At 69.0% G+C, this 12,889-nt stretch carries 12 protein-coding genes; all 12 read right to left on the bottom strand.

The features are described from left to right. Positions 1-2 precede the first annotated feature (2 nt). Genes nuoL through ACFVJX_RS20605 form a run of 12 tightly spaced genes read right to left on the bottom strand, consistent with a single transcriptional unit; the run spans position 3 to position 12,882 of the window. On the bottom strand, positions 3-1,904 hold the full coding sequence (gene nuoL, locus ACFVJX_RS20550) for an NADH-quinone oxidoreductase subunit L (RefSeq protein ID WP_384130747.1): 1,902 nt from the start codon (positions 1,902-1,904) through the stop codon (positions 3-5). A gap of 15 nt (positions 1,905-1,919) precedes the next feature. After that, positions 1,920-2,219 carry an NADH-quinone oxidoreductase subunit NuoK gene (nuoK, locus tag ACFVJX_RS20555; RefSeq protein WP_024493678.1) on the bottom strand — a complete coding sequence of 100 codons (300 nt, stop codon included), beginning with the start codon at positions 2,217-2,219 and terminating at the stop codon, positions 1,920-1,922. Further along, entirely contained in the window at positions 2,216-3,046 is an 831-nt protein-coding gene (locus ACFVJX_RS20560; protein WP_384130749.1) for an NADH-quinone oxidoreductase subunit J, read from the bottom strand. Before ACFVJX_RS20560 ends, nuoK begins: the two co-directional genes overlap by 4 nt. Then, complete coding sequence (nuoI, locus tag ACFVJX_RS20565) at positions 3,043-3,771, bottom strand: NADH-quinone oxidoreductase subunit NuoI (protein ID WP_384130752.1); 729 nt, start codon at positions 3,769-3,771, stop codon at positions 3,043-3,045. Before nuoI ends, ACFVJX_RS20560 begins: the two co-directional genes overlap by 4 nt. Then, positions 3,764-5,167, bottom strand: a complete 1,404-nt coding sequence (nuoH, locus tag ACFVJX_RS20570; protein ID WP_384130754.1) for an NADH-quinone oxidoreductase subunit NuoH — start codon at positions 5,165-5,167, stop codon at positions 3,764-3,766. Before nuoH ends, nuoI begins: the two co-directional genes overlap by 8 nt. After that, positions 5,164-7,671: an NADH-quinone oxidoreductase subunit G gene (locus ACFVJX_RS20575; RefSeq protein WP_384130757.1), complete on the bottom strand. Its 2,508-nt coding sequence runs from the start codon at positions 7,669-7,671 to the stop codon at positions 5,164-5,166. Before ACFVJX_RS20575 ends, nuoH begins: the two co-directional genes overlap by 4 nt. Further along, a complete protein-coding gene (gene nuoF / locus ACFVJX_RS20580) occupies positions 7,668-9,035 on the bottom strand; it encodes an NADH-quinone oxidoreductase subunit NuoF (RefSeq protein WP_384130760.1) in 1,368 nt (455 codons plus the stop codon). Before nuoF ends, ACFVJX_RS20575 begins: the two co-directional genes overlap by 4 nt. Further along, positions 9,032-9,847: an NADH-quinone oxidoreductase subunit NuoE gene (gene nuoE, locus ACFVJX_RS20585; RefSeq protein WP_384130837.1), complete on the bottom strand. Its 816-nt coding sequence runs from the start codon at positions 9,845-9,847 to the stop codon at positions 9,032-9,034. Before nuoE ends, nuoF begins: the two co-directional genes overlap by 4 nt. A 29-nt stretch (positions 9,848-9,876) precedes the next feature. After that, complete coding sequence (locus ACFVJX_RS20590; protein WP_384130763.1) at positions 9,877-11,241, bottom strand: NADH-quinone oxidoreductase subunit D; 1,365 nt, start codon at positions 11,239-11,241, stop codon at positions 9,877-9,879. Beyond that, complete coding sequence (locus ACFVJX_RS20595; protein WP_384130766.1) at positions 11,241-11,954, bottom strand: NADH-quinone oxidoreductase subunit C; 714 nt, start codon at positions 11,952-11,954, stop codon at positions 11,241-11,243. Before ACFVJX_RS20595 ends, ACFVJX_RS20590 begins: the two co-directional genes overlap by 1 nt. Continuing rightward, entirely contained in the window at positions 11,951-12,505 is a 555-nt protein-coding gene (locus ACFVJX_RS20600; RefSeq protein ID WP_024491742.1) for an NADH-quinone oxidoreductase subunit B family protein, read from the bottom strand. The genes ACFVJX_RS20595 and ACFVJX_RS20600 overlap by 4 nt, the downstream gene beginning before the upstream one ends. A 17-nt stretch (positions 12,506-12,522) precedes the next feature. Then, positions 12,523-12,882, bottom strand: a complete 360-nt coding sequence (locus tag ACFVJX_RS20605) for an NADH-quinone oxidoreductase subunit A (RefSeq protein ID WP_136328529.1) — start codon at positions 12,880-12,882, stop codon at positions 12,523-12,525. Positions 12,883-12,889 lie beyond the last annotated feature (7 nt).

Raw genomic sequence — 12,889 nt, forward strand, 5'->3', positions numbered from 1 at the left:
GATCAGACCGCCCTCATCAGCAGGGTCGCGGCGATGACGACCGCCGTACCGCCGAACATCGAGACCGCGTAGGAGCGGGCGTAGCCGTTCTGCAGTTTGCGCAGCCGGCCGGAGAGCCCGCCCATGGAGGCGGCCGTGCCGTTGACGACGCCGTCGACCAGGGTGTGGTCGACGTAGACCAGCGAGCGGGTGAGGTGCTCGCCGCCGCGGACCAGCACCACGTGGTTGAAGTCGTCCTGGAGGAGATCGCGGCGGGCGGCCCGGGTGAGCAGCGAGCCGCGCGGGGCGACCGCGGGCACCGGCTTGCGTCCGTACATCGCCCAGGCGATGCCGACACCGATGACGAGCACCACCATGGTGGCGGCGGTGACGGTGGCCGCGCCGATCGGGGCGTCCCCGTGGTCGTGGCCGGTGACGGGCTCCAGCCAGTGCAGGAAGCGGTCGCCGATGGAGAAGAAGCCTCCGGCGAAGACCGAGCCGAACGCGAGCACGATCATCGGGATGGTCATGGACTTCGGGGACTCGTGCGGATGCGGCTCGTGGCCGTCCGCGTCGGGCTGCCAGCGCTTCTCGCCGAAGAACGTCAGCAGCATCACGCGCGTCATGTAGAACGCGGTGATCGCGGCGCCCAGCAGCGTGACCGCTCCGAGGATCCAGCCCTCGGTGCCGCCCTTGGCGAAGGCAGCCTCGATGATCTTGTCCTTGGAGAAGAAGCCGGACAGTCCGGGGAAGCCGATGATCGCGAGATAGCCGAGGCCGAAGGTGATGAAGGTGACCGGCATGTACTTGCGCAGTCCGCCGAACTTCCTCATGTCGACCTCGTCGTTCATGCCGTGCATGACCGAACCGGCGCCGAGGAAGAGACCGGCCTTGAAGAAGCCGTGCGTCACCAGGTGCATGATCGCGAAGACGTAGCCGATCGGGCCGAGCCCGGCGGCCAGCATCATGTAGCCGATCTGCGACATCGTCGAGCCCGCGAGGGCCTTCTTGATGTCGTCCTTCGCGCAACCGACGATCGCCCCGAAGATCAGGGTGACCGCACCGACGACCACGACGACCAGCTGTGCGTCCGGGGCGTTGTTGAAGATCACGCCGGAGCGGACGACGAGGTAGACGCCCGCGGTCACCATGGTGGCGGCGTGGATCAGGGCCGAGACCGGGGTCGGGCCCTCCATCGCGTCACCCAGCCAGGACTGCAGCGGCACCTGGGCGGACTTACCGCAGGCGGCGAGCAGCAGCATCAGGCCGATCGCCGTCAGCTTGCCCTCGCCCGTCTGGCCGTTGCCCGCGGCGTCCAGGACGGGGCCGAAGGCGAAGGTGCCGAAGGTGGTGAACATCAGCATGATCGCGATCGACAGGCCCATGTCGCCGACCCGGTTGACCAGGAAGGCCTTCTTCGCGGCGGTGGCCGCGCTGGGCTTGTGCTGCCAGAAGCCGATGAGCAGGTACGACGCCAGGCCGACGCCCTCCCACCCGACGTACAGCAGCAGGTAGTTGTCGGCGACGACCAGGATCAGCATCGCCGCGAGGAACAGGTTCAGATAGCCGAAGAAGCGGCGACGGCGCTCGTCGTGCTCCATGTAGCCGATCGAGTAGATGTGGATCAGCGTGCCCACACCGGTGATCAGCAGGACGAACGTCATCGACAGCTGGTCGAGCTGGAAGGCCACGTCGGCCTGGAAGCCCTCGACCGGAATCCAGCTGAACAGCTTCTGGTGCAGGGCCCGGTCCTCGGCGCCCTTCCCCAGCATGTCGAGGAAGAGCACCACGCCGATGACGAAGGAGCCGGCGGCGAGCAGGGTGCCGAGCCAGTGGCCCACACGGTCGAGCCGCCGGCCGCCGCAGAGCAGCACCGCCGCTCCGAGCAGGGGCGCCGCGACAAGCAGCGCAATCAGGTTCTCCACGGTACAAGCGCCCCTCTACAGCTTCATCAGGCTGGCGTCGTCGACCGAGGCCGAGTGGCGGGAACGGAACAGCGACACGATGATCGCGAGCCCGACGACGACCTCCGCGGCGGCGACGACCATCGTGAAGAAGGCGATGATCTGGCCGTCGAGGTTGCCGTGCATACGGGAGAAGGTGACGAACGCGAGGTTGCAGGCGTTGAGCATCAGCTCCACGCACATGAACACCACGATCGCGTTCCGCCTGATCAGCACCCCGGACGCGCCGATGGTGAACAACAGTGCGGCGAGATAGAGGTAGTTGACCGGATTCACTTGGCGACCTCCTCTTCTTCGGCGTTGCCCCGGCCGAGCCGCTCACCGGAGCGCTGCTCCAGTGCCTTGAGCTCTTCCAGCGACTCGTTGGACACGTCGCGCATCTGGCCGCGCTTGCGCAGCGTCTGCATCACGGTCAGTTCGGACGGTGTGCCGTCGGGGAGCAGGCCCGCGATGTCCACGGCGTTGTGCCGGGCGTAGACGCCGGGGGCGGGCAGCGGCGGCAGATGACTGCTGCGTACGCGCTCCTCGGACATCTCCCGCTGGGTCTTGGCCCGTTCGGTGCGCTCGCGGTGGGTGAGCACCATCGCGCCGACGGTCGCGGTGATCAGCAGGGCGCCGGTGATCTCGAAGGCGAAGACGTACTTGGTGAAGATGAGGCTGGCGAGCCCCTCCACGTTTCCGCCGTGCGCCGCGTTGGCAGCGCCGAGCCCGTTGAAGCTGTGCAGGCCGGCGTTGCCGATGCCGGCGATCAGCAGGATGCCGAAGCCGAGCCCGCAGGCGACGGCCAGCCAGCGCTGGCCCTTGAGCGTCTCCTTCAGCGAGTCGGCCGCCGTGACACCGACGAGCATGACCACGAAGAGGAACAGCATCATGATCGCGCCGGTGTAGACGACGATCTGGACGATGCCCAGGAAGTAGGCGCCGTTGGCGAGGTAGAAGACAGCCAGGATGATCATGGTCCCGGCGAGGCTGAGCGCACTGTGCACGGCCCTCTTCATCAGTACGGTGGACAGCGCGCCGATCACGGCGACGGTGCCGAGCACCCAGAACTGGAAGGCCTCACCGGTCGAGGTCTGGGAGGCCGCGGCGGCCAGGCCGGTCATGCGTCCACCTCCTGCGTCGAACCGTTGCTCTCGCTGTCGGCGTCCGACGGCTTCTCGCCCTTGGAGACGGCGACCTGGCGTTCCGTACCGGGGGCGACCTCGGTCACCAGGCCCCGGTAGTAGTCCTGTTCGTCCGTGCCGGGGAAGATCGCGTGCGGGCTGTCGACCATGCCTTCCTCCAGGCCCGCGAGCAGCTCGTCCTTGGTGTAGATGAGGCTCTCGCGGGTGGTGTTGGCGAGCTCGAACTCGTTGGTCATCGTGAGCGCCCGGGTCGGGCAGGCCTCGATGCACAGTCCGCAGAGGATGCAGCGCGCGTAGTTGATCTGGTAGACGCGGCCGTAGCGCTCCCCCGGGGAGTAGCGCTCCTCATCCGTGTTGTCCGCGCCCTCGACGTAGATCGCGTCGGCCGGACAGGCCCAGGCGCACAGCTCGCAGCCGACGCACTTCTCCAGGCCGTCCGGGTGGCGGTTGAGCTGGTGCCGGCCGTGGAAGCGCGGCGCCGTCACCTTCGGCGTCTCCGGATACTGCTCGGTCAGCCGCTTCTTGAACATGGCCTTGAAGGTCACGCCGAAGCCGGCCACCGGATTCTGGAACTTGTCCTCCGAGGACTGCGGGGACTGCGCGGACCCACCGGCCCCCGAGGCCCCCGAGGCCGCTGTCGACCCCGTCGGCCCGGTGGCCTTCGGGGGCCTCTCGGACCCCCGCGACTCAGGCAGTTCAGACATGGTCGGCCTCCTTTCCGTCACTCGGATTTCCGTCACTCTGAGTATCCGCCCCACCACTGACAACGAGCTCCCGCTCGCGCCGCGGCCTGCGCCTGGGCACCGGCGGCAGGGTCTGTCCGGGCAGTGGTGGCACCGGGAAACCGCCCGCCATCGGGTCGAACGCCGGCTCCGGTTCCGCGTCCGCAGCGGCGGCCCGGCCCTTCTTGTCGCGGAAGATGTCGACGACGAAGGAGATCAGCAGGACAGCGATCACGGCCCCGGCCACGTAGAGCAGGATCTTCGAGTAGTCGTAGCCCTCGTTGCGCAGCGCCCGCACCGTGGCGACCAGCATCAGCCAGACCACCGAGACCGGGATCAGGACCTTCCAGCCGAGCTTCATCAGCTGGTCGTAGCGGACCCGGGGCAGCGTGCCGCGCAGCCAGATGAAGAAGAACAGCAGCAGCTGGACCTTGATGACGAACCAGAGCATCGGCCACCAGCCGTGGTTCGCGCCCTCCCAGAAGGTGCTGATCGGCCACGGGGCCCGCCAGCCGCCCAGGAACAGGGTGATGGAGACCGCGGAGACGGTCACCATGTTGACGTACTCGGCGAGCATGAACATCGCGAACTTGATCGACGAGTACTCGGTGTTGAAGCCGCCGACCAGGTCGCCCTCGGACTCAGGCATGTCGAACGGGGCGCGGTTGGTCTCACCGACCATCGTGACGATGTAGATGATGAACGAGACCGGCAGCAGGATGATGAACCAGCGGTCCTGCTGCGCCTCCACGATCTTCGAGGTCGACATCGACCCGGAGTAGAGGAAGACCGAGGCGAACGCGGCGCCCATCGCGATCTCGTAGGAGATCATCTGCGCGCACGAGCGCAATCCGCCGAGCAGCGGGTACGTCGATCCGGAGGACCAGCCCGCCAGCACGATGCCGTAGATCCCGACCGAGGCGACCGCGAGGATGTAGAGCATCGCGATCGGCAGGTCGGTGAGCTGCATCGCCGTGCGGTGTCCGAAGATCGAGACCTCGTTGCCGGACGGGCCGAACGGGATCACCGCGATCGCCATGAACGCCGGTACGGCGGCCACGATCGGGGCGAGGACGTAGACGACCTTGTCGGCCCGCTTGACGATGACGTCTTCCTTCAGCATCAGCTTGATGCCGTCGGCGAGCGACTGGAGCATGCCCCAGGGGCCGTGCCGGTTGGGGCCGATGCGCAGCTGCATCCAGGCGACGACCTTGCGCTCCCACACGATGGAGAAGAGCACGGTCACCATCAGGAACGCGAAGCAGAAGACCGCCTTGATGACGACGAGCCACCAGGGGTCGGTGCCGAACATCGACAGGTCCTCGGCGGCGAGCACTTCGCCGTGCGGGACCGCGGCCAGTTGAGCGAAGGCAGTCACGCTCGCACCTCCGGTGTGACGTCGGGAGTACCCGATGCGGCGGGACCGATCCGCACCAGACCGCCGGGCTGGGTGCCGGTACCGGCCGGCACACCCCGTCCGACGGAGTTCAGCGGCACCCAGACCACCCGGTCGGGCATGTCCGTGACCTGGAGCGGGAGTTCGACGCTGCCCGCCGGGCCGCTGACGGACAGCAGATCGCCGTCCTTGACGCCGGTCTCGGCGGCGGTGACGGCGGAGAGCCGGGCGACCGCGGCGTGCCGGGTTCCGGCCAGCGCCGTATCGCCCTCCTGGAGCCGGCCCAGGTCGAGCAGCATCCGGTGGCCCGCGAGGACCGCCTCGCCGTCGCCGGGCCTGGGCAGCGGCTGGGCCGGCTCGCGCGGGTCGTCCGCGTGGGTGCCCTGCCATCCGCCGAGCCGGTCCAGCTCGCGGCGGGCGGACCGCAGGTCCGGGAGCGCGAAGTGGACGTCGAGCGCGTCGGCCAGCATGTGCAGCACCCGGGCGTCGCCCGGCGCGAGGGTCCTGGACATCTGCTCCGGCTTCAGCGCGGCCTCGAACATCCGCGCCCTGCCCTCCCAGTTGAGGAAGGTGCCGGACTTCTCGGCGACGGCCGCGACCGGGAACACCACATCGGCGCGGTCGGTGACCTCGCTGGGGCGGAGCTCCAGCGAGACGAGGAATCCGACCCGGTCCAGGGCCTCCAGGGCCCGGTCCGGGTCGGGCAGGTCCGCCGTCTCGACGCCGGCGACGAGCAGCGCGCCCAGTTCACCGGTGGCCGCGGCCTCGATGATCTGGCCGGTGTCGCGGCCGAATCCGGCGGGGAGTTCGGCGACGCCCCAGAGCGCCGCCACCTCGTCCCGGGCCCGCGGGTCGGTGGCCGGACGGCCGCCGGGCAGCAGCGACGGGAGCGCGCCCGCCTCCACCGCACCGCGTTCGCCGGCCCGGCGCGGGATCCACACCAGGGTGGCGCCGGTGGCGGTCGCCGTCCGTACCGCGGCGCTCAGGCCGCCCGGCACACCGGCCAGCCGTTCGCCGACCACGATCAGGGCGCCTTCGCCGCGCAGCGCCTCGGCCGCCGCGGCTCCGTCGCCGTCCAGGCCGACACCGCCCGCGATCGCGTCCAGCCACTCGGTCTCGGTGCCGGGGGCGGCGGGCAGCAGCGTGCCGCCCGCCTTCGTGAGTCCGCGGGTGGCGTGCGAGGCGACGGAGAAGGTCCGCTGTCCGTGCTTGCGGTTCGCCTTGCGCAGCCGCAGGAAGACGCCGGGCGCCTCCTCCTCGGACTCGAAGCCGACCAGCAGCACGGCCGGCGCCTTCTCCAGGGAGGTGTACGTGGCCCCCGAACCGTCCAGGTCGCGTCCGCGCCCGGCGACGCGGGCGGCCAGGAAGTCGGCCTCCTCGCCGCTGTGCACCCGGGCCCGGAAGTCGATGTCGTTGGTGTCCAGGGCGATCCGGGCGAACTTGCCGTACGCGTACGCGTCCTCGACGGTCAGCCGGCCGCCCGTGAGGACCCCGGTCCGGCCACGGGCCGCGGAGAGCCCGGCGGCGGCCGCCTCGAGCGCCTCCGGCCAGCTCGCCGGTTCCAGCTCACCGGACTCGCCCCGCACCAGCGGGGTGGTGAGCCGGTCGCGCTGCTGCGCGTAGCGGAAGCCGAAGCGGCCCTTGTCGCACAGCCACTCCTCGTTGACCTCGGGGTCGTTGGAGGCGAGCCGCCGCATGACCTTGCCGCGCCGGTGGTCGGTGCGGGTGGCGCAGCCGCCCGCACAGTGCTCGCACACCGAGGGCGTCGACACCAGGTCGAAGGGGCGTGAGCGGAACCGGTAGGCCGCCGAGGTCAGCGCCCCGACGGGGCAGATCTGGATGGTGTTGCCGGAGAAGTACGACTCGAACGGGTCGCCCTCGCCGGTGCCGACCTGCTGGAGCGCGCCGCGCTCGATCAGCTCGATCATCGGGTCGCCCGCCACCTGGTTGGAGAACCGGGTGCAGCGCGCGCAGAGCACGCACCGCTCACGGTCCAGCAGCACCTGGGTGGAGATCGGGACGGGCTTCTCGTACGTCCGCTTCTTCCCGTCGAAGCGGGAGGTCGCGTCGCCGTGCGACATCGCCTGGTTCTGCAGGGGGCACTCGCCGCCCTTGTCGCAGACCGGGCAGTCCAGCGGGTGGTTGATGAGCAGGAGTTCCATCACCCCGCGCTGTGCCTTGTCGGCGACCGGCGAGGTGATCTGCGACTTGACGACCATGCCGTCGGTGCAGGTGATGGTGCAGGACGCCATCGGCTTGCGCTGGCCCTCGACCTCGACGATGCACTGGCGGCAGGCGCCGGCCGGGTCGAGGAGCGGGTGGTCGCAGAAGCGCGGGATCTCGATGCCGAGGAGTTCGGCGGCCCGGATGACCAGGGTGCCCTTGGGCACGCTGATCTCGATGCCGTCGATGGTCAGCGTGACGAGGTCCTCGGGCGGGAGAGCCGCCTCGCCGCCCCCGGAGGGCGCACTCGTGGTGACTGTCATGCGTTCACCCCCCGGTGAGCGTTCTTGTCGTCGGCCCAGACGGTCGACTTGGCGGGATCGAAGGGGCAGCCCTGGCCCGTGATGTGCTGCTCGTACTCCTCGCGGAAGTACTTGAGCGAGGAGAAGATCGGCGAGGCGGCGCCGTCGCCCAGCGCGCAGAACGACTTGCCGTTGATGTTGTCGGCGATGTCGTTCAGCTTTTCCAGGTCGGACATCTGCCCCTTGCCCGCCTCGATGTCGCGCAGCAACTGGACGAGCCAGTAGGTGCCCTCACGGCACGGGGTGCACTTGCCGCAGGACTCGTGGGCGTAGAACTCGGTCCAGCGGGTGACGGCGCGCACGACGCACGTCGTCTCGTCGAAGCACTGGAGCGCCTTGGTGCCGAGCATGGAACCGGCGGCGCCGACGCCCTCGTAGTCGAGGGGCACGTCGAGGTGCTCGTCGGTGAACATCGGGGTGGAGGAGCCGCCCGGGGTCCAGAACTTGAGCTGGTGGCCGGGGCGCATCCCGCCGCTGATGTCGAGCAGCTGGCGCAGGGTGACGCCGAGCGGCGCCTCGTACTGGCCGGGTCCTGCGACGTGGCCGCTGAGCGAGTAGAGCGTGAAGCCCGGGGACTTCTCGCTGCCCATGGACTTGAACCAGTCCTTGCCCTTGTTCAGGATCGCGGGAACCGAGGCGATGGACTCGACGTTGTTCACCACAGTGGGGCAGGCGTACAGACCGGCGACCGCGGGGAAGGGCGGGCGCAGCCGGGGCTGGCCGCGGCGCCCTTCGAGCGAGTCGAGCAGTGCCGTCTCCTCACCGCAGATGTAGGCACCGGCGCCCGCGTGCACGGTGAGTTCCAGATCGAGTCCGGAGCCCAGGATGTTCGTACCGAGATAGCCCGCCTCGTACGCCTCGCGCACGGCTTCGTGCAACCGCCGCAGTACGGGGACGACTTCGCCGCGCAGGTAGATGAAGGCGTGCGAGGAGCGGATCGCGTAGCAGGCGATCACGATGCCTTCGATGAGGCTGTGCGGGTTGGCGAAGAGGAGCGGGATGTCCTTGCAGGTCCCGGGCTCCGACTCGTCGGCGTTGACCACCAGGTAGTGCGGTTTGCCGTCGCCCTGCGGGATGAACTGCCACTTCATCCCGGTGGGGAAGCCCGCGCCGCCGCGGCCGCGCAGACCGGAGTCCTTGACGTACGCGATGAGGTCGTCCGGGGACATGGTGAGGGCCTTGCGCAGTCCCTCGTACCCCTCGTGGCGGCGGTAGGTCTCCAGCGTCCAGGAATCGGGCTCGTCCCAGAAGGCGGACAGGACGGGTGCGAGAAGCTTCTCGGGACTGGTCCCGTTCTTGTCGATTTCGGCGGCCAACGTCATCACTCCCCCTCCTCGGCGGCGGGACCGGCCGGGTTGTCCGGGTCGGATGCCGAGGTCTGCTGTGGTGCGTCATGGGAGCTGAGGTGTTCGGCGCCCTTCTGCGGTTCGTCGCGCGGGGCCTCGCCGCGCGGGCTCACCACGCGGGGCTGCGGTGTGGCTTCGCCCTTGGCCAGCTTCAGCCCGATCAGTGAGGCGGGGCCCGCCCCGCCGGAGGCCTCGACGGCGCCGGGGCGCGCGTCGGGGAAGCCGGCCAGGATCCGGGCGGTGTCCTTGTACGAGCACAGCGGGGCGCCGCGGGTCGGCTCGACGGTGCGGCCGGCGATCAGGTCGTCGACGAGCCGGGTGGCGCTCTCGGGCGTCTGGTTGTCGAAGAACTCCCAGTTGACCATCACGACGGGCGCGAAGTCGCAGGCCGCGTTGCACTCGATGTGTTCGAGGGTGACCTTGCCGTCCTCGGTCGTCTCGTCGTTGCCGACGCCGAGGTGCTCCTTGAGCGTGTCGAAGATGGCGTCGCCGCCCATCACCGCGCAGAGCGTGTTGGTGCAGACGCCGACCTGGTAGTCGCCGCTCGGCTTGCGCCGGTACATCGTGTAGAAGGTGGCGACCGCCGTGACCTCGGCGGTGGTGAGGCCGAGCAGTTCGGCGCAGAAGGCCATGCCCGTACGCGAGACGTACCCCTCCTCGGACTGCACGAGGTGCAGCAGCGGCAGCAGCGCGGAGCGGCTGCCGGGGTAGCGGGCGATCACCTCCTTCGCGTCCGCTTCGAGCCTGGCGCGCACCTCGGCCGGGTAGGCGGGGGCGGGGAGCTGCGGCATCCCCAGACTGACTTCCTGACGTGCTTCGGTCACCGGTCGACGCCTCCCATCACGGGGTCGATGGACGCGACGGCGACGATGACGTCGGCCACCTGGCCGCCCTCGCACATCGCCGCCATGGCCTGCAGATTGGTGAAGGACGGGTCGCGGAAGTGGACCCGGTAGGGGCGGGTGCCGCCGTCGGAGACGACGTGCACGCCGAGTTCGCCCTTGGGCGACTCGACCGCGGTGTACGCCTGCCCGGCCGGGACCCGGAAGCCCTCGGTCACCAGCTTGAAGTGGTGGATCAGGGCCTCCATGGAGGTCCCCATGATCTTCCTGATGTGGTCGAGCGAGTTGCCGAGTCCGTCCGGTCCGAGCGCGAGCTGCGCGGGCCAGGCGATCTTCTTGTCGGCGACCATGACCGGTCCCGGCTCGAGCCGGTCGATGCACTGCTCGATGATCCGCAGCGACTGGCGCATCTCCTCGAGCCTGATGAGGAAGCGTCCGTAGGAGTCGCAGCTGTCCGCCGTGGGGACGTCGAACTCGTAGTTCTCGTACCCGCAGTAGGGGTCGGTCTTGCGCAGGTCGTGCGGGAGTCCGGCGGAGCGCAGGACGGGGCCGGTGGCGCCGAGGGCCATGCAGCCGGCCAGGTCGAGGTAGCCGACGTCCTGCATGCGGGCCTTGAAGATGGGGTTGCCGGTGGCGAGCTTGTCGTACTCCGGCAGGTTCTTCTTCATGGTCTTCACGAACTCGCGCAGCTGGTCGACCGTGCCCGGGGGCAGGTCCTGGGCGAGTCCGCCGGGCCGGACGAACGCGTGGTTCATCCGCAGGCCGGTGATCAGCTCGAAGAGATCGAGAACGAGTTCACGATCGCGGAAGCCGTAGATCATGATCGTCGTGGCGCCGAGCTCCATGCCGCCGGTGGCGATGCACACCAGGTGCGAGGAGAGCCGGTTGAGCTCCATCAGCAGCACGCGCAGGACGGTGGCCCGGTCGGGGATCTGGTCCTCGATGCCGAGGAGCTTCTCCACCCCCAGGCAGTAGGCCGTCTCGTTGAAGAACGGCGTCAGGTAGTCCATGCGCGTGACGAAGGTGGTGCCCTGCGTCCAGTTCCGGAATTCGAGGTTCTTCTCGATGCCGGTGTGGAGGTAACCGATGCCGCAGCGGGCCTCGGTGACGGTCTCGCCGTCGATCTCCAGGATGAGCCGGAGCACTCCGTGGGTGGACGGGTGCTGGGGCCCCATGTTGACGATGATGCGCTCGTCGTCGGAGGCGGCCGCGGATTCGACGACCTCGTCCCAGTCGCCGCCGGTGACTGTATATACAGTCCCCTCGGTCGTGGCCCGGGCATTCGAGAGGTGCGTCCCGGAGGGGTGGTGGCCGGGCGACGGGTGGGAGTGGGGAGTGGTCATCAGGAGTACGACCTCCGCTGGTCCGGAGACGGGATCTGGGCGCCCTTGTACTCGATGGCGATGCCGCCGAGCGGGTAGTCCTTGCGCTGCGGGAAGCCCTGCCAGTCGTCCGGCATCATGATCCGGGTGAGGGCGGGGTGCCCGTCGAATACGAGCCCGAAGAAGTCGTAGGTCTCGCGCTCGTGCCAGTCGTTGGTCGGGTAGACCGCGACGAGCGACGGAACGTGCGGATCGCTGTCCGGTGCGGACACCTCCAGCCGGATGAGCCGGCCGTGGGTGAGGGACCGCAGGTGGTAGACGGCGTGCAGTTCGCGTCCCTTGTCACCGAGGAAGTGGACGCCGCTCACCCCCGTACAGAGCTCGAAGCGCAGTGCCGGGTCGTCGCGCAGGGTCCGGGCCACGGTGGGCAGGTGCTCGCGGGCGATGTGGAAGGTGAGCTCGCCGCGGTCCACGACGGTCTTCTCGATGGCGCTGTCGGGGAGCAGCCCCTGTTCCTCCAGGGCGCCTTCGAGTTCGTCGGCCACCTCGTCGAACCAGCCGCCGTACGGGCGCGAGGTGGCGCCCGGCAGGGTGACCGTGCGGACGAGTCCGCCGTAGCCGGAGGTGTCGCCGCCGTTGTTCGCGCCGAACATGCCCCTGCGTACGCCGATGACCTCGCCGGTCTCGTCGCGCGGGGCGGGAACGCCGTTGGCGCTCTGCTCCTGGTCACTCATCGCAGCAGCCCCTTCATCTCGATCAGGGGCAGTGCGTTGAGCGCCGCTTCCTCCGCCTCGCGGGCGGCCTCCTCCGCGTTGACCCCGAGCTTGGAGCCCTGGATCTTCTGGTGGAGCTTGAGGATCGCGTCGATCAGCATCTCCGGCCGCGGCGGGCAGCCAGGCAAATAGATATCAACCGGGACAATATGATCAACACCCTGAACAATGGCGTAATTATTGAACATCCCGCCCGATGACGCGCAAACCCCCATGGAGATGACCCACTTGGGGTTCGGCATCTGGTCGTAGACCTGCCGCAGGACGGGCGCCATCTTCTGGCTGACCCGCCCTGCCACGATCATCAGGTCCGCCTGCCGGGGCGATCCGCGGAAGACCTCCATCCCGAACCGGGCCAGGTCGTAGCGCCCGGCCCCGGTCGTCATCATCTCGATGGCGCAGCAGGCGAGGCCGAAGGTGGCCGGGAAGACGGATGACTTCCGCACCCAGCCGGCGGCCTGCTCGACAGTGGTCAGCACGAAGCCGCTCGGCAGCTTCTCTTCGAGTCCCATATGTGCCCCTCAGCCCCTCAGTCCCATTCCAGGCCGCCGCGACGCCATACATACGCGTAGGCGACGAAGACGGTGAGCACGAAGATCAGCATCTCGACGAGCCCGAAAATCCCGAGGGCGTCGAAGGTGACGGCCCAGGGATAGAGGAAGACGATCTCGATGTCGAAGACGATGAAGAGCATCGCCGTCAGGTAGTACTTGATGGGGAAGCGACCGCCGCCGGCCGGAGTGGGTGTGGGTTCGATACCGCACTCGTACGCTTCGAGCTTTGCCCGGTTGTACCGCTTGGGGCCGATAAGCGTGGCACTGACCACGGAGAAGATCGCAAACCCTGCCCCGAGGGCGCCGAGCACGAGGATGGGCGCGTAGGCATTCACGCTCCTC

It is taken from the genome of Streptomyces sp. NPDC127177 (genome assembly GCF_042672475.1).
GTDB lineage: Bacteria > Actinomycetota > Actinomycetes > Streptomycetales > Streptomycetaceae > Streptomyces.